The 20,964-nt window shown below is 68.8% G+C and carries 18 protein-coding genes; 14 read left to right on the top strand and 4 right to left on the bottom strand.

Annotation, left to right across the window (positions count from 1 at the left end):
• The first annotated feature begins 50 nt into the window (after positions 1-50).
• From tig to DXT68_RS10155, 10 genes are all read left to right on the top strand, one after another.
• Complete coding sequence (tig, locus tag DXT68_RS10200) at positions 51-1,625, top strand: trigger factor (RefSeq protein WP_045253787.1); 1,575 nt, start codon at positions 51-53, stop codon at positions 1,623-1,625.
• An 81-nt stretch (positions 1,626-1,706) separates the two neighbouring features.
• A complete protein-coding gene (locus DXT68_RS10195; RefSeq protein ID WP_045253788.1) occupies positions 1,707-2,204 on the top strand; it encodes a tetratricopeptide repeat protein in 498 nt (165 codons plus the stop codon).
• A gap of 81 nt (positions 2,205-2,285) precedes the next feature.
• The gene (locus DXT68_RS10190; RefSeq protein WP_045253789.1) at positions 2,286-2,882 is read left to right on the top strand and encodes an ATP-dependent Clp protease proteolytic subunit; all 597 of its coding nucleotides are present in this window, start codon (positions 2,286-2,288) and stop codon (positions 2,880-2,882) included.
• 20 nt (positions 2,883-2,902) lie between these two features.
• Positions 2,903-3,544 (top strand): ATP-dependent Clp protease proteolytic subunit, encoded by a 642-nt coding sequence (locus tag DXT68_RS10185; protein WP_045253790.1) that lies wholly within the window; start codon positions 2,903-2,905, stop codon positions 3,542-3,544.
• Positions 3,545-3,708: 164 nt separating this feature from the next.
• Positions 3,709-4,644: a sugar-binding transcriptional regulator gene (locus tag DXT68_RS10180; protein ID WP_230111684.1), complete on the top strand. Its 936-nt coding sequence runs from the start codon at positions 3,709-3,711 to the stop codon at positions 4,642-4,644.
• The gene (deoC, locus tag DXT68_RS10175; protein WP_115760490.1) at positions 4,641-5,642 is read left to right on the top strand and encodes a deoxyribose-phosphate aldolase; all 1,002 of its coding nucleotides are present in this window, start codon (positions 4,641-4,643) and stop codon (positions 5,640-5,642) included. Before DXT68_RS10180 ends, deoC begins: the two co-directional genes overlap by 4 nt.
• A 10-nt stretch (positions 5,643-5,652) precedes the next feature.
• Positions 5,653-7,095: an aldehyde dehydrogenase family protein gene (locus DXT68_RS10170; RefSeq protein WP_045253792.1), complete on the top strand. Its 1,443-nt coding sequence runs from the start codon at positions 5,653-5,655 to the stop codon at positions 7,093-7,095.
• Positions 7,092-7,943, top strand: a complete 852-nt coding sequence (locus tag DXT68_RS10165) for an aldehyde dehydrogenase family protein (RefSeq protein WP_045253793.1) — start codon at positions 7,092-7,094, stop codon at positions 7,941-7,943. Before DXT68_RS10170 ends, DXT68_RS10165 begins: the two co-directional genes overlap by 4 nt.
• Before the next feature lie 171 nt (positions 7,944-8,114).
• Positions 8,115-9,383: an ATP-dependent Clp protease ATP-binding subunit ClpX gene (gene clpX / locus DXT68_RS10160; RefSeq protein WP_045253794.1), complete on the top strand. Its 1,269-nt coding sequence runs from the start codon at positions 8,115-8,117 to the stop codon at positions 9,381-9,383.
• Positions 9,380-9,916, top strand: a complete 537-nt coding sequence (locus DXT68_RS10155; protein ID WP_052677683.1) for an NUDIX hydrolase — start codon at positions 9,380-9,382, stop codon at positions 9,914-9,916. Before clpX ends, DXT68_RS10155 begins: the two co-directional genes overlap by 4 nt.
• A 39-nt stretch (positions 9,917-9,955) precedes the next feature.
• On the opposite strand, the gene DXT68_RS10150 is transcribed toward DXT68_RS10155, so the two are convergent.
• The 3 genes from DXT68_RS10150 to valS all read right to left on the bottom strand — a co-directional run bounded on the left by DXT68_RS10150 (position 9,956) and on the right by valS (position 14,978).
• Positions 9,956-12,004 (bottom strand): M3 family metallopeptidase, encoded by a 2,049-nt coding sequence (locus DXT68_RS10150; RefSeq protein WP_045253795.1) that lies wholly within the window; start codon positions 12,002-12,004, stop codon positions 9,956-9,958.
• Positions 12,005-12,168: 164 nt separating this feature from the next.
• The gene (locus tag DXT68_RS10145; RefSeq protein ID WP_045253796.1) at positions 12,169-12,384 is read right to left on the bottom strand and encodes a hypothetical protein; all 216 of its coding nucleotides are present in this window, start codon (positions 12,382-12,384) and stop codon (positions 12,169-12,171) included.
• The gene (valS, locus tag DXT68_RS10140; RefSeq protein WP_045253797.1) at positions 12,384-14,978 is read right to left on the bottom strand and encodes a valine--tRNA ligase; all 2,595 of its coding nucleotides are present in this window, start codon (positions 14,976-14,978) and stop codon (positions 12,384-12,386) included. The genes DXT68_RS10145 and valS overlap by 1 nt, the downstream gene beginning before the upstream one ends.
• 215 nt (positions 14,979-15,193) lie before the next feature.
• Here valS and DXT68_RS10135 point away from each other — a divergent pair, with 215 nt between their 5' ends.
• The 4 genes from DXT68_RS10135 to DXT68_RS10120 all read left to right on the top strand — a co-directional run bounded on the left by DXT68_RS10135 (position 15,194) and on the right by DXT68_RS10120 (position 20,154).
• On the top strand, positions 15,194-16,804 hold the full coding sequence (locus DXT68_RS10135; protein ID WP_045253798.1) for an ABC transporter substrate-binding protein: 1,611 nt from the start codon (positions 15,194-15,196) through the stop codon (positions 16,802-16,804).
• A 109-nt stretch (positions 16,805-16,913) separates the two neighbouring features.
• Positions 16,914-17,840, top strand: coding sequence for an ABC transporter permease (locus tag DXT68_RS10130; protein WP_230111699.1), 927 nt, complete (start codon positions 16,914-16,916; stop codon positions 17,838-17,840).
• Positions 17,837-18,649, top strand: coding sequence for an ABC transporter permease (locus DXT68_RS17145; RefSeq protein WP_045253800.1), 813 nt, complete (start codon positions 17,837-17,839; stop codon positions 18,647-18,649). The genes DXT68_RS10130 and DXT68_RS17145 overlap by 4 nt, the downstream gene beginning before the upstream one ends.
• Positions 18,646-20,154, top strand: a complete 1,509-nt coding sequence (locus DXT68_RS10120) for an ATP-binding cassette domain-containing protein (protein ID WP_045253801.1) — start codon at positions 18,646-18,648, stop codon at positions 20,152-20,154. The genes DXT68_RS17145 and DXT68_RS10120 overlap by 4 nt, the downstream gene beginning before the upstream one ends.
• On the opposite strand, the gene DXT68_RS10115 is transcribed toward DXT68_RS10120, so the two are convergent.
• Positions 20,144-20,794, bottom strand: a complete 651-nt coding sequence (locus tag DXT68_RS10115) for a pentapeptide repeat-containing protein (protein WP_115760489.1) — start codon at positions 20,792-20,794, stop codon at positions 20,144-20,146. The two genes, DXT68_RS10120 and DXT68_RS10115, sit on opposite strands and share 11 nt — an antisense overlap.
• Positions 20,795-20,964: the final 170 nt, after the last annotated feature.

The raw sequence follows: 20,964 nt of genomic DNA, 5'->3' as shown, positions 1-20,964 counted from the left end.
GGCCTGACAGCCGCGATTCAGCGCGGAAATCACAAGGAGAGCACACCAGAATGGCGAACAGCACCGTCGAGAAGCTGACCCCGACCCGGGTCAAGCTCAGCATCACGGTCACCCCCGACGACCTCAAGCCCAGCATCGCGCACGCGTACGAGCACATCGCTCAGGACGTGCAGATCCCCGGCTTCCGCAAGGGCAAGGTCCCGGCTCCGATCATCGACCAGCGCATCGGGCGCGGCGCGGTCATCGAGCACGCGGTCAACGAGGGCCTCGACAAGTTCTTCCGCGAGGCGACCGTCGAGCACAAGCTCCGTGTCGTCGGCCGTCCGGCCGCCGACATCACGCAGTGGCCGAACGAGAAGGACTTCTCGGGCGACCTGCTCGTGGACATCGAGGTCGACGTCCGTCCGGAGATCGAGATCCCCGCGTACGACGGCATCACCCTGACCGTCGACGCGATCGAGGCCGATGAGTCTGCGATCGATGCAGAGGTCGAGAACCTCCGCGCGCGCTTCGGCACGCTCGTTCCCGTCGACCGCCCGGCAGCCAAGGGCGACTTCGTCGAGCTCGACCTCGTCGCCACCATCGACGGCGCCGAGATCGACCGCGCCGAGGGCGTCTCCTACGAGGTCGGCTCCGGCGAGCTGCTCGAGGGCATCGACGACGCGATCGAGTCGCTCACCGCCGGTGAGGACACGACCTTCCGCTCCGCGCTCGTCGGCGGCGACCACGCCGGCTCCGAGGCCGAGGTCTCGGTGTCCGTCAAGGCCGTCAAGGAGCGCGAGCTCCCCGAGGCCGACGACGACTTCGCGCAGATCGCCAGCGAGTTCGACACGATCGCCGAGCTCCGCGCAAGCCTCGTCGAGCGTGTGTCGCAGCAGGGTGTCTTCACCCAGGGTTCCGCGGCTCGCGACAAGCTCGTCGAGACGCTGCTCGAGCAGATCGACATCCCGGTGCCCCCGAAGCTCATCGAGGACGAGGTGCACAACCACCTCGAGGGCGAGAACCGCCTCGAGGACGACGTGCACCGTGCCGAGGTGACCGAGGCCAGCGAGAAGCAGTTCCGCACGCAGGTGCTCCTCGACACGATCGCCGAGCAGGCCGACGTGCAGGTCTCGCAGGAGGAGCTCTCGCAGTACCTCATCCAGTCCGCGTCGCAGTACGGCATGGCTCCGCAGGAGTTCGTCGAGGCGCTGCAGTCGTCGAACCAGCTCCCCGCGCTCGTCGGCGAGGTCGCCCGTAACAAGGCGCTCGCGATCGCGCTCGGCAAGGTCAAGGTCGTCGACACCAACGGCAAGCCCGTCGACCTGTCCGACTTCGTCGTGACCGACGACGAGGCAGCGGACGAGGCTGCGGCTGACGAGGAGCCCGCCAAGAAGGCTCCGGCCAAGAAGGCGGCCGCGAAGAAGGCTGACGACACGGACGCCGCTGAGAAGCCGGCCGCGAAGAAGCCTGCGGCGAAGAAGGCCCCTGCCAAGAAGGCCCCTGCCAAGAAGGCCGACGACGCCGAGGCTGCGGAGAAGCCGGCCGCGAAGAAGCCCGCCGCCAAGCGCCGCACTGAGCCTGCCGAAGAGAAGGCTCCGGCCAAGAAGGCTCCGGCCAAGAAGGCGGCCGACAAGGCCGAGTGATCGGACACGATCTCTGAGAGAGGGGCGGATGCTGCGGCATCCGCCCCTTTCTCGTCGCACGACGCAGAGAAGGAGCAGGGGATGACGAAGACGTGGGAAGAGCGGATCGACGAGGTGTGGGCGGATGCCTCCGGGGAGGAGGTCGGGGATGACACGATCTCCCGCATCGATGCCCTCGCGGCGGAACGCGGCACGGATGATGCGCGCGCGGAATTCGAACGCGCGGGCGCCCGCGACTCCGCCGGCCGCCCCGCCGAGGCCGTGGAGCTGTACCGGCGTGCGCTCGCGCTGGGTCTCGACGAGGAGCACCGTCCGCAGTGCGTCATCCAGCTGGCGAGTTCGCTGCGCAACCTCGGCGACCACGACGATGCCCTCGCCGTCATCCGCGCCGAGGAGGAGCTCTCGGCGGACGGCCCGTATCGGGACGCCGTGGCGACCGTGCACGCGCTGATCCTGGCGAGCGCGGGTCGTCCCGCGCAGGGCCTTTCCGTGGCGCTGCTCGCGCTCGTCCCGCATCTGCCCCGCTACCACCGCTCGATGACCGCGTACGCGCATGAGATCGCGGAGCTCGACGGCTGATATGCCGACGGCGAACACGGCCTGAGCGCCGCGTCGTCGCCGGTAGATTCGAATCACTGAAACACGGAATCAGGAGCTGACATGGCTGCAGAACCCCTCCTCGCTACGAGCGTCTTCGACAGGCTGTTGAAGGACCGCATCATCTGGCTGGGATCGGAGGTGCGCGACGAGAACGCCAATGAGATCTGCGCGAAGATCCTCCTTCTCGCCGCGGAAGACTCCGACAAGGACATCTACCTCTACATCAACTCGCCCGGTGGGTCGATCACGGCCGGCATGGCGATCTACGACACGATGCAGTTCGTGCCGAACGACATCGTCACGGTCGGCATCGGCATGGCGGCGTCCATGGGACAGCTGCTGCTGACCGCGGGCACCAAGGGCAAGCGATACATCACCCCGAACGCCCGCGTGCTGCTGCACCAGCCGCACGGTGGCTTCGGCGGAACGTCGAGCGACATCCAGACGCAGGCGCAGCTGATCACGTCGATGAAGAACCGGCTCGCCGAGATCACCGCGGCGCAGACCGGCAAGTCGGTCGAGCAGATCAACGCCGACGGTGACCGCGACCGCTGGTTCACCGCCGACGAGGCGCTCGAGTACGGCTTCGTCGACCACATCCGCGACTCGGCCACCGACGTCATCGGCGGCGGCGGAACCGACCAGGACAACAAGTAACGGAAAGCGAAAGGACTCTCATGTACTCACCCACCTTCCGCTCTGCCGGCGACCTGCCCTCCAGCCGCTATGTGCTTCCTCAGTTCGAGGAGCGCACGGCCTACGGCTTCAAGCGTCAGGATCCGTACAACAAGCTGTTCGAAGATCGCGTGATCTTCCTCGGCGTGCAGGTCGACGACGCGTCGGCCGACGACGTGATGGCGCAGCTGCTTGTTCTCGAGAGCCAGGACTCCGAGCGCGACATCACGATGTACATCAACTCGCCCGGTGGTTCGTTCACCGCGATGACGGCGATCTACGACACGATGCAGTATGTCGCGCCGCAGATCCAGACAGTGGTGCTCGGCCAGGCGGCGTCGGCTGCCTCCGTGCTGCTCGCGGGCGGTCACCCCGGCAAGCGTCTCGCACTGCCCAACGCCCGCGTGCTCATGCACCAGCCGGCGATGGGCGAGGCCGGGCACGGCCAGGCCTCCGACATCGAGATCCAGGCCGCGGAGATCCTCCGGATGCGCACCTGGCTCGAGGAGACCATGGCTCGCCACACCGGCAAGCCCGTCGAGCAGGTCAACCGCGACATCGACCGCGACAAGATCCTCTCGGCCGCTGAGGCGCTCGACTACGGCATCGTCGACCAGGTGCTCACCTCGCGCAAGCGCGCCTGATCACTGCGATCGGACAGGACGTCGGCCTTCGGGCCGGCGTCCTTTCTTCGTATGCGGGACTCGATTCGACGGATGTGCGCGCCGACAGGCAGTACTTGCTCATATGAGCGGGAGGGTGCGCGAACGGTGTTCCGGTCATACACTGGAGCATGAAGGAGGATGCCGTGGAAGACGAACTCACCATGGTCCGCGTCGCAGAGCTCTACTACGACGAGGACAAGACACAGGACGAGATCGGCGCCCTCCTCGGGCTCTCGCGCTGGAAGGTGGGACGCCTGCTGACGCAGGCGCGTGAGCGCGGCATCGTCCGGATCGAGATCGTGCACCCGCGCGCCCGTCGGCTCGGGTTGGAGCGTCAGCTCGTCGAGCGACACGGGCTGACCGCGGCCATCGTGGTTCCCGCACCGGACGGCGACGACGGCACCCTCGAGAGGGTCGCCCAGGCCGCGGCCGATTTCCTCACCGCGATGCGACCCGTTCCCCGCACGCTCGGCGTCAGCTGGGGACGCACGCTCCGTGCGGTCGCCGAAGCGCTGCCGGAAGGCTGGGCCACCGGGGTGACCGTCGTGCAGCTCAACGGAGGCGTGAGCCTGAACCGGCGTTCCGGCGGGGCCGCCGGCCTCGCCGTGACGATCGCGCAGCGCGCATCCGGGCACGTCTCGCTGCTTCCCAGCCCCGCGATCCTGGAACGGGTCGAGACCAAGCAGGCCATCGAATCCGACCGCACCGTCGCGGCGGTTCTCGAGGAGGCCGCCGAGGCCCAGGCCTTCCTCTTCACCGCAGGGCCCTGCGACGCCACCTCCGCGCACGTGGAGAACGGATACCTCACGGCATCCGACGTCGAGGAGCTCGCCCGACGCGGCGCCGTCGGCGACGTGCTCGGGAGGTACATCGACGCCGACGGCAACGTCGTCGACCCGCAGCTCGACGCCCGCACGGTCGGGGTGGAGCTCAGCCGGCTCCGCGGCGCCGAGCGCTCGATCTTCGTCACCGCCGGTGACGCCAAACACGACATCGCACGCACGGTCGTCTCCAGCGGCCTGTGCAGCGTCCTCGTGACCGATGAGACCACAGCACGAGCATTGTTGGAGGAACAGTGACGACCCAAGAACTCAGCCGCAGAGCGGCGGTGGACGTCCTCGGCGGTGAGCCGGACGACGCCACACTCCGCAGATTCCTGCACGGCCTCCCCGGCGTCGACGCCGTGGGACTCGAGCAGCGCGCCGCGGGCCTCGGAACGCGGTCCATCAAGACCACGTCCAAGGCGTGGGCGCTGGACACCATCATCAAGCTGATCGACCTCACGACCCTCGAGGGCTCGGACACGCCCGGCAAGGTGCGCTCGCTGGTCGCAAAGGCGAAGAACCCGGATGCCGCGGATCCGTCGACCCCCCGGGTCGCCGCCGTCTGCGTGTACGGCGACATGGTGGGCGACGCCGTCGCCGCCCTCGGCGACCTGCATGGCGACCCCGACGACGGTCTCATCTCGGTGGCCGCCGTGGCCACGGCGTTCCCGAGCGGACGGTCGTCGCTGGCGATCAAGCTCGCGGACACCGCCGAGGCCGTGGCCGCCGGGGCGGACGAGATCGACATGGTGATCGACCGGGGCGCGTTCCTGTCGGGCCGCTACGGTCTCGTCTACGACCAGATCGCACAGGTCAAGGAGGCGTGCCGCCGAGCCGACGGGTCCTACGCCTCGCTCAAGGTCATCCTCGAGACGGGCGAGCTCAACACGTACGACAACATCAAGCGGGCCTCGTGGCTCGGCATCCTGGCGGGTGGCGATTTCATCAAGACGTCGACCGGCAAGGTGCAGCCCGCCGCCACTCTTCCCACCACGCTGCTCATGCTCGAGACCGTGCGCGACTGGCATCGTGGCACCGGGGAGCGCATCGGGGTCAAGCCCGCCGGGGGGATCCGCGCCTCGAAGGACGCGGTGAAGTACCTCGTCACCGTCGCCGAGACCGTGGGCGAGGAGTGGCTCCAGCCGCACCTGTTCCGCTTCGGCGCCTCCAGCCTTCTGAACGACGTGCTGCTGCAGCGTCAGAAGCTCACCACCGGACACTACTCCGGCCCCGACTACGTCACGATCGACTAGGAACCCTCATATGTCATTCCTGGAATACGCTCCGGCACCGGAGTCGAAGGCAGTCCTCAACCTCAAGGACAGCTACGGGCTGTTCATCGACGGCGAGTTCGTCGACGGCTCGGGCTCGAGCTTCGCCACCATCTCACCCGCCGACGAGAGCCGCATCGCGGAGATCGCCTCGGCGTCCGATGAGGACGTCGACCGCGCCGTCGCCGCCGCCCGTCGTGCATACGAGAAGACCTGGTCGAAGATGAGCGGTCGCGATCGAGGAAAGTACCTGTTCCGCATCGCCCGTCTCGTGCAGGAGCGTGCTCGCGAGCTCGCGGTCGCCGAGAGCCTCGACAACGGCAAGCCGATCAAGGAGAGCCGTGACGTCGACGTGCCTCTCGTCGCATCCTGGTTCTTCTACTACGCGGGCTGGGCGGACAAGCTCGACCACGCGGGCCTCGGTGCAGACCCCCGCGCGCTCGGCGTCGCGGGGCAGATCATCCCGTGGAACTTCCCGCTGCTGATGCTGGCGTGGAAGGTCGCTCCCGCTCTGGCGGCCGGCAACACGGTCGTGCTCAAGCCCGCCGAGACGACCCCGCTCACCGCGCTCATCTTCGCCGAGATCCTGCAGCAGGCCGACCTGCCCGCGGGCGTCGTGAACATCATCACGGGCGCCGGTGCGACGGGGGCCACCCTCGTGCGCCACCCGGACGTCGACAAGGTCGCGTTCACCGGCTCGACCGGAGTGGGCCGCGACATCGCGAGGGCCGTCGCGGGAACGAACAAGAAGCTCACGCTCGAGCTCGGCGGCAAGGCCGCGAACATCGTGTTCGATGACGCGCCGATCGACCAGGCGGTCGAGGGGATCGTCAACGGCATCTTCTTCAACCAGGGGCACGTGTGCTGCGCCGGAAGCCGTCTGCTCGTGCAGGAGTCGATCCACGACGAGGTCATCGATCGTCTGAAGAACCGCCTGTCGACGCTGCGTCTCGGCGACCCGCTCGACAAGAACACCGACATCGGTGCGATCAACTCGTCGGCGCAGCTCGCCCGCATCCGTGAGCTCAGCGACATCGGCGAGGCCGAGGGTGCGGAGCGCTGGACGGCGGACTGCGCGATTCCCGACAAGGGGTTCTGGTTCGCGCCGACGATCTTCACCGGCGTCGAGGCCTCGCATCGGATCGCACGCGACGAGGTGTTCGGACCCGTGCTGTCGGTGCTGACCTTCCGCACCCCCGCAGAGGCCATCGCCAAGGCCAACAACACGCCGTACGGCCTGTCGGCGGGCATCTGGTCGGACAAGGGGTCGCGGATCCTCGCGGTCGCCGACCGCCTGCGCGCGGGCGTCATCTGGGCCAACACGTTCAACCGCTTCGATCCGTCGAGCCCGTTCGGCGGCTACAAGGAGTCCGGATACGGCCGCGAGGGCGGACGCCAGGGCCTCACCGCCTACCTGAAGGGATCCGCAGCATGAGCAAGAGACTGACTGTTCCGAAGACGTACAAGCTCGCCATCGGCGGAGCCTTCCCGCGCAGCGAGTCCGGGCGCACCTACGAGGTGCTGTCCGCCAAGGGCGCGTTCCTCGCGAACGCCGCCCAGGGCTCCCGCAAGGACGCCCGTGACGCGGTCGTCGCCGCCCGCTCCGCGGTCAAGGGCTGGTCGGGAGCGACCGCCTACAACCGGGGACAGGTGCTCTACCGGGTCGCCGAGGTGCTCGAGGGCCGCCGCGCGCAGTTCATCGACGAGATCACCGCGCAGGAGGGCGTGTCGGCATCGGCGGCCGCCGCGCAGGTCGACGAGGCCATCGATCTCTGGGTCTGGTACGCCGGGTGGTGCGACAAGTACGCACAGGTCGCGGGCAACGCGAACCCCGTCTCCGGCCCGTACTTCAACATCTCGGTTCCCGAGCCGACCGGCGTCGTCGCGATCGTGGCACCCCAGGACTCGGCGCTCCTCGGGCTGGTGTCGGTCGTGGCGCCTGCGCTCGTCGCGGGCAACACCGTCGTCGTGATCGCGAGCGAGCGGCATCCGCTCTCCGCGATCAGCCTCGCAGAGGTGCTCGCCACGAGCGACGTGCCGGGGGGAGTGGTCAACGTGCTCACGGGTTCTCCCGCCGAGATGGCGCCGTGGCTCGCCTCGCACCAGGACGTCAACGCCCTCGACCTGGCCGGGGCCGGTGATCTCGACTGGATCGACATGCAGATCGCCGCCGCCGAGACGCTGACGCGCGTGCTCACCCCCGGGCCGGTGACCGCATCGCCCGAGCGGATCGGCGCGTTCACCGAGATGAAGACGGTCTGGCACACCAAGAGCATGGTCTGAGTCGATCGACAGCACGGCCCGTCGCGCAGATCCTGCGCGACGGGCCTTCGTCGTCTCGGTGGCGATGTCGATACGGACTCGAGATCTGCGCCGATGCTCCAATGCGTCCCGGTGTCGGATGCACCGGTTAGGCTCAGTAGACGATCTCTGGATCCCCCTAGGAGGACGCGCATGGCCCGTATCGGTGAAAGCGCTGACCTGTTCAAGTGCTCATTCTGCGGAAAGAGTCAGAAGCAGGTGCAGCAGCTCATCGCTGGCCCCGGTGTGTACATCTGCGACGAGTGCGTCGAGCTGTGCAACGAGATCATCGAGGAGCGGATGGCGGAGTCCTCCGCCGAGGGAACGGCGGACTTCGAACTCCCCAAGCCCCGCGAGATCTTCTCGTTCCTCGAGGAGTACGTGGTCGGGCAGGAGCCCGCGAAGAAGGCCCTGTCGGTCGCCGTCTACAACCACTACAAGCGCATCCGTGCCCACAGCACGCTGCAGTCGGCCGAGCAGAAGGCCGAGAGCATCGAGATCGCCAAGAGCAACATCCTGCTCATCGGTCCCACCGGCTGCGGCAAGACCTATCTCGCCCAGACGCTCGCGAAGCGACTGAACGTGCCGTTCGCCGTCGCCGATGCCACCGCGCTCACCGAGGCCGGGTACGTCGGTGAAGACGTCGAGAACATCCTGCTCAAGCTGATCCAGGCGGCGGACTACGACGTCAAGCGCGCCGAGCAGGGCATCATCTACATCGACGAGGTCGACAAGATCGCCCGCAAGGCGGAGAACCCCTCGATCACCCGCGACGTCTCGGGCGAGGGCGTGCAGCAGGCGCTGCTCAAGATCATCGAGGGCACGGTCGCCTCGGTGCCGCCGCAGGGCGGGCGCAAGCACCCGCACCAGGAGTTCCTGCAGATCGACACCTCGAACGTGCTCTTCATCGTTGCCGGTGCATTCGCCGGCCTCGAGGACATCGTGTCGGCCCGCGTGGGCAAGCACGGCATCGGCTTCGGTGCCCCGCTGCACGACAAGGGCAAAGACCTCGACCTCTTCAGCGAGGTGCTGCCCGAAGACCTGCACAAGTTCGGGCTCATCCCCGAGTTCATCGGCCGTCTGCCCGTCGTCACCAACGTCTCGCCGCTCGACCAGGATGCGCTGATCGACATCCTCACCGGTCCCCGCAACGCCCTCGTCAAGCAGTATCAGCGCATGTTCGAGCTCGACGGCGTCGAGCTCGAGTTCGAGAAGGACGCACTGCGCTCCATCGCCGATCTGGCCGTCGAGCGCAAGACGGGTGCTCGCGGACTGCGAGCGATCCTCGAAGACGTGCTCGGTCCGATCATGTTCGAGATCCCCTCGGCCGAAGACGTCGCCAAGGTCATCGTGACCCGTGCCGCCGTCGACGAGGGTGCGCCTCCCACGATCGTGATGGAGCGCACGCGCAAGAGCGCGTGAGCCGGCCTCCCGCTCCCTGGCGGGTCGTCGACAGCGAGATCGTCGTCGCCGACCGCTGGATCCGCGTGCGAGCCGACGATTGCCGTGATGCGGAGGATCTCCGGATCGCGCCCTACTACGTGCTCGAGTACGGGGACTGGATCTCCGTGCTCGCACTGGACGTCGACGGCAACGCGATCGTCGTCGAGGAATACCGTCACGGAGCGGGGATCATCGCCGTGGGGACGATCGGGGGCGGCGTCGAAGCCGGCGAAGCGTCGATCGCGGCAGCGGCGCGGGAGCTGCGCGAAGAGACGGGGTTCGAGGCGCAAGAGATCGTCGGACTCGGATCCACCTGGGCGAACTTCGGCAACCACACCAACCGCGTGCATCACTTTCTCGCGCGCGGCTGCGTCCGCGTCTCGGACCAGACGCTCGACGAGAGCGAGGCGATTGCCGTGCACATCGTCTCCGTCGACGGCCTCGGCGAGCACCTCGCCCAGAGCTATCACCAGCTCACCTGGTACAAGGCGATGGAGCTGATGGGCCGCTGAGCGCCCGCGGCGGACGGGAACCGCGCCGCGGGCGGACGGTCAGGCCTCGAGACCTCGCCGTTTCAGCAGGGGGGCGATGTCCGCGGAGCGGCCACGGAAGTCGTGGTACGCCTCGAGCGGGTCCTTCGAGCCGCCGACGCCGAGCAGGCGTGCCCGGAACCGGTCACCGTTCTCGCGGGTGAGCCCGCCGTTGTCGCGGAACCACTCGACGGTGTCGGCGTCGAGCACCTCGCTCCAGATGTAGGAGTAGTACCCGGCGCTGTATCCGCCCGAGAACACGTGGGCGAAGTAGGTCGACGAGTAACGGGTCGGCACGACGGGGTTGTCGAGCCCGATGTCCGCGAGTGCCGCGGCCTCGAACTCCGCGACGTCGGCGATCTCGACATCCACACCGATGCGATGCCATGCCTGGTCGAGCCACGCGGCGGCGAGGTACTCGCTGGTGGCATGGCCCTGATCGAAGGTCTCGGTGGCCCGCAGGCGCTCCACGACGGCCGGGTCGAGCGGCTCACCGCTCACGTGATGACGCGCGTAGTTGTCGAGCACCTCCGGCCACAGGATCCACATCTCGTTCACCTGGCTGGGGAACTCGACGAAGTCGCGGAAGACGTTGGTTCCGGCGAAGTGCGGATACGTCACCTCCGCGAACAGGCCGTGCAGGGCATGCCCGAACTCGTGGAACAGCGTGGTGACCTCGTCGAGTGTCAGCAGGGTCGGTTCTCCGTCGCCGGGGAGCGGGACGTTGAGGTTGTTGACCACGACCGGAGATGTGGCCCGGAGACGCGACTGGCTGACGATCGGGTTCATCCAGGCGCCACCGCGCTTCGAGTCGCGCGTGTAGAGGTCGAGCACGTACAGACCGAGCTCGCTCCCGTCGGCGTTGCGCACCTCGAACACCCGGGCTCCCGGGTGATAGGCGACCAGGTCGTGCCGCTCGCTGAAGGTGACGCCGTAGAGCCGCGTGGCGGCGAAGAAGACGCCGTCCTGCAGCACCCGCTCGGCCTCGAACCAGGGCCGCAGTGCGCTGGTGTCGATGTCATACCTCGCCGTGCGGACCTTCTCGGTGTAGAACGCCCAGTCGTGCGCCTCGACGGTGAAGGGGTCGGCCTCGGTCTCGTCGACGATCGACTGCAGCTCCGCCTGCTCCGCTCGCGCGTTGCGGGCCGAGGGGGCGGCGAGAGCACGGAGCATGTCCTCGACGGCATCCGGGGTGCCTGCGGTCTCGTCGGCGGTGACGTACGCGGCGTGGGAGGAGAACCCGAGCAGCGCGGCGCGCTCGGCGCGCAGGCGCACGATCTCCCGCAGGACGGGGCGGTTGTCGTGCGCGTTGTCACGCGAGCCACGGGCGCGCGATGCGTCGAGGATACGGCGCCGCGACGTGCGATCGCACAGCTGGGCCAGGTAGGGGTGCCCGGTGAACAGAGGCAGCGCGATGAGGTACCCGTCGATGTCCCTGTCGGCGGCGGCTCGACGCGCGGCCGAGAGCTCGCCGGAGCTGAGACCTGCGAGCTGGTCGGCCGAGTCGAAGACGACAGCCAGATCGTTGGTGTCGTTCAGCAGGTTGCGCTCGAAGGTGTTGGTGAGGGTCGACAGCTGCTGGTTCAGCGCGGTGAGGCGTGCCTTGTGCTCGTCGTCGAGCCCAGCCCCGGCGAGCGTCATCTCCCGATGGTGGCGCTCGACGAGATACCGCTGCTCGTCATCGAGCTCCAGTCGGTCGAGCTGCGCGTGCACCTGCTGCACGCGCCAGTAGAGCGCGGAGTCGAGGGTGATCGCGTCCTGATGCGCGGCCATCAGCGGGGCGAGCTTCTCGTCGATGTCCTGGACCTCGGTCGTCGCATCCGCCGACGTGACGGTGTAGAACGTGTGGGCCACGCGGTCGAGCAGCTCGCCGGACCGTTCGAGGGCTTCGATGGTGTTCTCGAAGGTCGGCATCGAGCGCACCATGGTGATCCGGGATATCTCGGTGAGATGCCGGGCGAACGCCGTCTCGAACGCGGGCAGGTAGTGCTCTGCGCGGATCGTGGCGAAGTCGGGCAGTCCGTAGGGGAGTGCGGACGGCTGGAGCAGAGGGTTCGAGTCGTCGGTCATCCATCGAGCCTAGCCACGACCGGGCCGGTCCGCGGTGCGCGGCGACGGCAGTGACACGAGCGCGCCTCGACGAAGCCCCCTGCCGGAGACGGCGTGCAGGGGGCTTCGTCTGTGCGGAGAGGTCAGTGCGGAGAGGTCCGTGCGGAGAGCTCGGTGCGGTGAGCTCAGTCCTCGAAGGGGCGGGCGACGACATCGCCGGACGGCGTCTGCACGACCTCCCAGCCCGCGTCCAGCTCGGCGATGGCGCGGCCTTCGAGCCACGTCAGCGTCCAGTGTCCGGCGAGCCCGCGGGATTCGACCTCCGCGATCGCGGGACGCAGCGCCGCCGGGACCGACGCGGGGGCCTCGGAGCCCGCCGCCCATCGCGTGCCCAGCTGCATCAGGCGCCCTCGACCGGGGCGAGCTCGATCGCGGTGACCGCGAACGACTCCGCTTCGGCGAACTCGAGCTCCGCGATGCGTCCGACCGCGCGGAGGTCGTCGGCCGCGGCGCGCAGCGCGTCGAGCTTGGCTGCCGGGGCGGCGATCGCCGCACGCGAGACCGGGGTCTTCTGCGATGCCTTCGCCTCGGTCTTCGCGCGGCGGATGCCGATCAGGGCTTCGCTCGCCGCCGACAGCACGGCCGTGTCGCCCTCGATGCCGAGCGGCTCGGGCCAGGACGCGGTGTGCACCGATCCCTCCTCGAACCACGACCACACCTCTTCGGTCGCGAACGACAGGATGGGGGCGAGCAGCCGCAGCAGCGTCGAGAGCGCCAGTCGCAGGGCGAGTGCCGCGGATGCCTGTCCGACATCGTTCTGGTTGTAGGCGCGCTCCTTGACGAGCTCGAGGTAGTCGTCGCAGAAGGTCCAGAAGAACGCTTCGGTGACCTCGAGTGCCTTGGCCTGGTCATAGTTCTCGAACGCCTTCGTCGCCTCGACGATCACGGCATCGAGTGCGGTCAGCATCGAGGCGTCGAGAGCATGCGTGACCTGCGCGCCGTCCGGCACCGGGAACGAGAGCACGAATTTGGCGGCGTTCAGCACCTTGATCGCGAGACGACGGCCGATCTTCACCTGCGTCGGGTTCTGAGGGTCGAACGCGGCGTCCATTCCCAGGCGGCTGGAGGCGGCCCAGTAGCGCACCGCGTCGGATCCGTGGGTCTCGAGGATGTCCGCCGGAGTCACCACGTTGCCCTTGGACTTCGACATCTTCTTGCGGTCGGGGTCGACGATGAAGCCGGAGATGGCGGCGTTGCGCCACGGCGCGCGGCCGTCTTCGAGAGTGGAGCGCAGCATGGTCGAGAACAGCCAGGTGCGGATGATGTCCTGACCCTGCGGGCGCAGGTCGAACGGGGCGGTGAGGTTCCACAGCTCCTCGTCGCGCTGCCATCCGCCCGCGAGCTGCGGGGTGAGAGACGAGGTCGCCCACGTGTCGAGGATGTCGGCTTCGGCCTCGAAGCCCCCGGCCGCTCCCCGCTGATCCTCGGTGTAGCCGGCCGGTACGTCGGTGGTCGGGTCGATGGGCAGGGACGCGTGGTCGGGCGCGAGCACGCGGTCGTAGTCGCGGTCGCCGTTGTCGTCGAGTCCGTACCACAGCGGGATCGGCACGCCGAAGAAGCGCTGTCGGGACACGAGCCAGTCGCCGGTCAGGCCGCCGACCCAGTTCTCGTAGCGCACGCGCATGAAGTCGGGGTGGAAGGCGACGTCCGTGCCGTGGCTGAGGAGCTGATCGCGCAGCTGCGCATCGCGGGCGCCGTTGCGGATGTACCACTGACGGGTCGAGACGATCTCGAGGGGGCGGTCACCCTTCTCGAAGAACTTCACCGCGTGGGTGAACGGCTTGCCGACCGCAGTCATATCGCCGGTCTCCTGCAGCTTCTCGACGATGGCCTTGCGTGCCGAGAACACGGTCTTGCCGGCGAGTTCGGCCGTGTACCAGTCGATGGCCTCGGCGTTCGCGACGATCGACGGCGCGGAGGGCAGGAAGCGTCCGTCGAGTCCGATGGTCGTCATGTTCGGCAGATCGCCGCCGCTGGTGGTGCGCAGCTCGCGCCACCAGATGATGTCGGTCACATCACCGAAGGTGCAGACCATGGCAGCGCCCGTGCCCTTGTCGGGCTGGGCGAGGTGGTGTCCGTGGATCTCGATCTCGGCGCCGAAGAACGGCGTGCGCACCTTCGTGCCGATCAGGTGCTTGTGCGGGCCCTCGGGGTGCGTCACGATCGCGACGCAGGCGGGGAGCAGCTCGGGGCGGGTGGTCTCGATCGTGATCGATCCGGATCCGTCCGCGAAGGGGAAATCGATCGTGTGATACGCGGCCTGCTGCTCGCGGTCTTCGAGTTCCGCCTGGGCGATGGCGGAGCGGAAGTCGATGTCCCACAGGGTCGGCGCGAGCGACTGGTAGGCCTCGCCGCGCTCGAGGTTGCGCAGGAACGCGAGCTGGCTCTGACGGATGGTGTCGTCGGAGATGGTGCGGTAGGTCTGGCTCCAGTCGACCGAGAGGCCCAGCAGACGGAACAGAGCCTCGAACTGCTTCTCGTCCTCGATGGTCAGACGCTCGCACAGTTCGATGAAGTTGCGTCGGCTGATCGGCACCTGGTCGGCGGCACGGCTCGACTTGTTGTCGCCGCCCTCGAACGGCGGCGTGAAGTCGTTCCGATAGGGGAGCGTCGGATCGCAGCGCACGCCGTAATAGTTCTGCACGCGGCGCTCGGTGGGCAGCCCGTTGTCGTCCCAGCCCATCGGGTAGAACACGTTCTTGCCGCGCATGCGCTCGAAGCGCGCTTTGACGTCGGTGTGCGTGTACGAGAACACGTGACCGATGTGCAGGCTGCCGGAGGCCGTCGGCGGAGGGGTGTCGATCGAGTAGACGCCCTCACGGCCGGACTGGGCGGCGCGCAGTCGATCGAACAGATAGGTGCCCTGCTCGGACCACGACTCACCCCACTTCGCTTCGAGACCTTCGAGTACGGGCTTGTCGGGAATCACGGACATGGAAGATCTCCTCGAGCGATGTGTGCGGCACTGTGTGAGCGTGCCTGAGTGTGGGTTGTGCCCCACAGTCTAATCGCCACGATCCTGGCGCGACCCGTCATCGCCGGGGGTCGTGCCTCCCGACCCCCGGGGGTGTGCGCAGGATCTACAATTGCATCGAGTCCAAGAACTGATGCATCCGCGTCGTCTCCCCGCATTCCCTCCCGAGGAACAGCATGCCCCACACTCTTCTGCGCCGCGCGATCCCGCTCGGTGCCGCCCTCGCCGCGAGCGCGCTCCTGCTGAGCGCCTGCGCGGCCCCCGCGTCCGACGCCGACGGCGGTGAGCTCGTGTGGTCGATCGAGGGAGCGAACCTCGCTGCGGGACACATGGATCCGCAGGTGAGCCAGCTCGACGTCTCGGGGATGGTGCAGCGCGCGGTGCTGGACTCCCTGGTCTTCCAGGAGGACGACGGCTCGTTCAGCGCCTGGCTGGCGAAGGACTGGAAGGTCTCGCCCGACAGCACCGAGTACACGTTCACCCTCCGTGACGACGTGACCTTCACCGACGGGGAGCCCTTCGACGCCGAGGCGGTCAAGGCGAACTTCGATCGCATCGTCGACCCCGAGACGGAGTCGGCGCAGGCGGCCAGCATGATGGGGGCGGACTTCTACGAGGGCACCGAAGTCGTCGACGAGCACACCGTGACGGTGCGGTTCAGTCAGCCGTACGCCCCGTTCCTGCAGGCCGCGAGCACCCCGCAGCTCGGGTTCTACTCGCCGGCGGTCCTCGCGGACTCCGCTGACCAGCTGAAGGCCGGTGGCCCCGGCATCACGGTGGGAACCGGCCCGTACGAGCTCACCGAGTACACGCCGGATCAGGAGATCGTCTACACCCGCAACGACGACTACGCCTGGGGACCGCACGGCTCGAAGGCACCCGGCGTCGAGACGCTGCGCGTGGAGATCCAGCCCGAGGCATCGGTGCGCACCGGCGTCATCGAGAGCGGAGAGGCCGACCTCGCCAGCAACATCCCGCCGAACCTCGCGGGCGGACTGGGCGAGGGTATCACGGTGGATTCCGTCGAGTACCCGGGCCTGCCGTACTCGCTGTACCTCAACGAGAAGTACGGCGTGTTCGCCGACGAGAAGGTGCGTCAGGCCTTCGCGCGCGGCATCGACGTCGACGCCGCCGTCGAGGAGATCTTCTTCGGTCAGTTCCCTCGCGCGTGGAGCGTCCTCGGATCCACCACCCCCGGCTACGACGCGGCGCTCGAGGGCGAGCACCCGTTCGACCCCGACGCGGCGGGCGCGCTTCTCGACGAGGCCGGCTGGACCGCGCGCGACGGCGACGGCATCCGTATGAAGGACGGCAAGCGGCTGTCCGTGCGATGGATCGCGTGGACGCCCGTGCCGGACGACCGGGCGGCGCTCGCCAACGCGATCCAGTCCGACCTCAAGAAGATCGGCTTCGAGGTGGTGCGCGAAGAGCTCGATCCCGGTGCGTACAACGAGCAGTACGAGCCGAAGACCTTCGACCTCACCGACTGGGGCTTCTCGGGTGTCGATCCGGACTTCCTGCGTGCGCACCTGCACACGGACGGGTTCCAGAACGCGTCGCAGGTCACCGACCCGAACGTCGATTCCCTGCTCGAACAGGCGGTTGCGTCCAGCGATCAGACGGTCCGTGACGATATCTACACGCAGGTGCAGGAGTGGAACGCGGACTACACGGCGATCGTCCCGCTCTACAGCCCCTCCGCCATCACGGCCGTGGGAGAGCGGATCGACGGCCTAGCGTACGACCTGTACGGGCGCCCCCTGTTCTACGACGTCAGCGTCCGCTGACCGCCGGAACCCCGGGCCCCTGTGACGCTGCGGTATCGTTCGTGAGCGAGCGCGCGCGCAGGGGTGCTCGGGCATCGTCGAGAGGGCGCGAACGGTGAAGACGGCGCTCGTGAGGATCGCGGGACTCGCAGGCACGGTCGTGATCGTGCTGTGGGGTGCCGCCACCCTGGTCTTCCTCGCGTTCCGGGTCATCCCCGGCGACCCGGTGTCGGTGATGCTCGGGCCCCAGGCTCAGGTCAGCGACGCCGTGAAAGACGGCATCCGCGCGGAGCTCGGTCTCGACCGCCCGCCACTGGAGCAGTACCTCTCGTTCATCTCGCAGCTCGCCCGTGGCGACCTCGGCGAGTCCTACCAGCTGCGGATGCCGGTCACGGAGGTGATCGGTCGCCAGCTCGGCTCGACTCTGCAGCTCTCTGCGCTGGCGCTCGTGATCGCCGTGGTGCTCGCGCTCGCCGCGGCACTGCTCGTGCGGGGGCAGGTGGCGCGCGCCGTCGCGGCGGGGATCGAGCTCGTGATCCTGTCGTCGCCGGTGTTCTGGATCGGTCTCCTGCTGCTGAGCGTCTTCGCGTTCGGGCTGGGGTGGTTCCCTGTCTCGGGGGCGCGCAACCCGGCGACCATCGTGCTGCCGGCCGTCACGCTCGCGCTGCCCGTCGCCGCGCTGCTCAGCCAGGTGCTGCGCGACGGACTGGTCCAGGCGGAGCGGATGCCGTTCGCCGACACCGTGCGGGCGCGCGGCGCCGGGGGCTCGTGGTTCACGCTGCGTCACGGGCTCCGACACGGTGCGGCGAACGCGATGACCCTCGCGGCGTACCTGACCGGCTCCGTCCTGGGCGGCGCCGTGCTGGTCGAGACCGTCTTCGCGAGGTCGGGACTCGGCCGTGTCACGCTCGCCGCCATCAGCAATCGCGACCTGCCGGTGATCACGGGCGTCATCCTGTTCAGTGCGATCGTCTTCGTCGTCGTCAACCTCGTGGTCGAGCTGCTGCATCCGCTCCTCGACCCGCGGCTGCGCACCGCACGGGGGAGGGACCGATGACGCGCGCGCAGACGGCACTGGTGTGGGGGGCCTCGGTCGTGCTGCTGGTGATCGCCTTCGCCGCCGTGTTCCCCGGGGTGCTCGCCACGCACGACCCGCTGCAGACGGAGGTGCGGGCCGCCATGCTCCCCCCGAGCCCCGCGCATCTGCTCGGCACCGATCAGAGCGGGCGCGACGTCTACTCACGGCTCGTGTACGGGACGGGTCGCTCGGTGGGCATCGGCCTGCTCGCGACGGGCATCGCGCTGGCGGTGGGGCTGCTCGTCGGCGCGCTCGCCGCGCTCGCTCCCCGCGCCGTCGACGCGGCGCTGATGCGGGTCAACGACGTGCTCATGGCGTTCCCCGAGTTCCTGGTGGCGCTCGTGGTCGTGGCGGTCCTCGGACCGGGACCGGTCAACATCGCCATCGCCGTGACACTCGCGGCCGTGCCCGTGTACATCCGGCTCGCGCGCGTGCAGACGCGCACCCTCCGTCGAGCTGAGCATGTCGAGGCCGCGCGCATCCTCGGGGTTCCGCCTGTCGCAGCGTTCCTCCGGCATGTGATGCCCGGGGTGCTCGGGTCGCTGAGCGTGCTCGCGACGATCGGCATCGGCTCGAGCATCCTCGCCGCCGCCGGACTCAGCTTTCTCGGACTCGGACCGTCGGAGCCCACGCCGGAATGGGGTCTGATGCTCGCGGGCGGGCGGAACGTGCTCGGCCAGGCGTGGTGGATCGCCGTGTTCCCCGGCATCGCCATCACCCTCACGGTGATCTCGGCGACGGTGGTCGGCAGGGTGCTGCGCGCCCGCGCGGACGGGCGTGCCTCGTGACGGCCGCGCTGGAGCTGGAGGGGCTCCGCATCGACTTCGGCGGTGCTCCGGTCGTCGACGGGGTGTCGCTGACTGTGGCCCGTGGTGAGTGCGTCGCGATCGTGGGAGAGTCCGGGGCCGGCAAGACGCTCACCGCCCGCGCCCTGCTCGGCCTCGCGCCAGACGGGGCGACAGTGCAGGCGGACCGGCTCGTCGTCGACGGTACCGATGCCCGCGGACTGGGCGAACACGGGTGGCGCTCGCTCCGAGGGCGCCGCATCGGTCTGGTGTCCCAGGACGCCCTCGTCTCGCTGGATCCGCTGCAGCGCGTGGGTTCCGAGATCGCCGAGCCGCTGCGCATCCACCGGCTCGCCTCCGGGCGGCATGCGCTGCAGTCCCGGGTGCAGGAGCTGCTGCACCGGGTATGGATGCCCGACGGCGAGCGACGAGCGCGGCAGTACCCGCACGAGCTCTCGGGGGGTCTGCGTCAGCGCGCCCTCATCGCCTCGGCGCTCGCCGCCGACCCCGCGGTGCTCGTCGCCGATGAGCCGACCACCGCACTCGATGCCACCGTGCAGGCGCGCATCCTCGACCTGCTCCGGGAGATCGCCGATGCGGGCACCGCCGTGGTGCTGATCAGCCACGATTTCGCCGCCGTGCGACGCATCGCCGACCGCGTGCTCGTGATGCGCGACGGGAGGGTGGTCGAAGAGGGGGCGACGAGCGACGTGCTCGAGGCGCCGCAGCACGATTACACCCGGCAGCTCATCGCGGCGACCATGCATGAGCCGCATCAGAGCCCCGAAGGCGCCGCCGACCCCGTCCTCGTCGCCGTCGAGGTGACGAAGGACTTCGGCGAGATCTCCGCCGTGCGCGGTGCATCGTTCTCCGTGCCGGGTGGACGCACCCTCGGCATCGTGGGGGAGTCCGGCTCCGGCAAGACGACCCTGGCGCGGATGATCGTGGGCATCGAGGCCCCCGATGCGGGATCCCTGCGATGGATCGGCGATCGGCGGGTGCAGCTCGTGCATCAGAATCCGCTCGGTGCCTTCGACCCGCGGTGGACGATCGCACGCTCGCTCCGCGAGGCGCTCGCCGCCGGCGGGGTACCGCGCGCTCAGCGGGCAGCACGGGTGACCGAACTGCTCGCCGAGGTCGGTCTCGATGCGTCTCATGCCGCCCGCCGGCCGATCGCGCTCTCGGGAGGACAGCGTCAGCGTGCGGCGATCGCCCGCGCGCTCGCCGCGGATCCCGACGTGCTGGTGCTCGACGAGCCGGTCTCCGCGCTCGACCCCTCGGTGCGGGAGCGGGTGCTCCGGCTGCTGCGTCGGCTGCAGCGGGAGCGTCGGCTCACGATGATCTTCGTCTCGCACGATCTCGACGTCGTCGGCGCGATGGCCGACGAGGTGCTGGTGATGCAGGACGGCGTGATCGTCGAACAGGGACCGATCGCCGACGTGTTCGCGGCACCGCAGCATCCGTTCACGCGCGAGCTTCTGGAGGCGAGCGGCTCGATCAGTCCTTGACCTGGATGCCGATGCCCGCCGCCAGCAGAGGCGCCAGCTGCTGCACCTGGAACCCGCTCAGCGTGGTGCCGCGCAGACTGTTCGCGTCGAGGAACGCGGCCGCGTCGAGCCCGCGCAGATCCGTGTGGGTCGCCCGCATGCCCCGAGGGTCGACCTCGTCGGAACGGGTGTCGGTGAAGCGCACCCGGGTCAGTTCGGCCTGCGGCATGTCGACGGTGCGGATGTCGCATCGCCCGATCTCGACGTCGGTGGCCTTGGCTCCGCCGAGGTTCAGGTAGTCGATGCGCACATCGCCGAGCAGCAGCTCGTCGATGCGGGCGCTGCTCAGATCGAGGGTGCCGATCCGCCCTCCGCCGATGCGCACCCGACGGATGCTCGCATCGCGCATCCGCAGCGAGGCGATGCGCACGTCGCCGAGGTCGACATCGATCAGGGTGGCGCCGGTCAGATCCACGGAATCGGCATCTGCGGTGATCGCGCACTGCTCGAGCGAGGAGTGGGCGAGATCGACGGTTCCCGTGAGATCGAGACTCGCGGCGAGCAGGTCGGCGCTGCGTCGGGCGGAGGCCGGATCCAGATGCTGCGGGAGGTCGGGCGGGGAGACGCGGGGAGCCGCGGGGGATTCGGGGGAGCGGGCCATGACTCGAGGGTAGAGGGTGGGTGCGACAGCCTGTCGTCTGCACGCAGGCACCACCACGCCGTGGCCGCGCGTACAATGGGTGGACGAGCATGGATCCGGCCATCACCGGGGAGCTCTCGGAAGAACGGTCGTCCCGCGAGGGAGGGCTCAGTAGAACCGAGCGGGGCAGG

It is taken from the genome of Microbacterium foliorum (assembly GCF_003367705.1).
GTDB classification, from domain to species: domain Bacteria; phylum Actinomycetota; class Actinomycetes; order Actinomycetales; family Microbacteriaceae; genus Microbacterium; species Microbacterium foliorum.
This window is presented reverse-complemented; position numbering and strand designations above follow the sequence as displayed.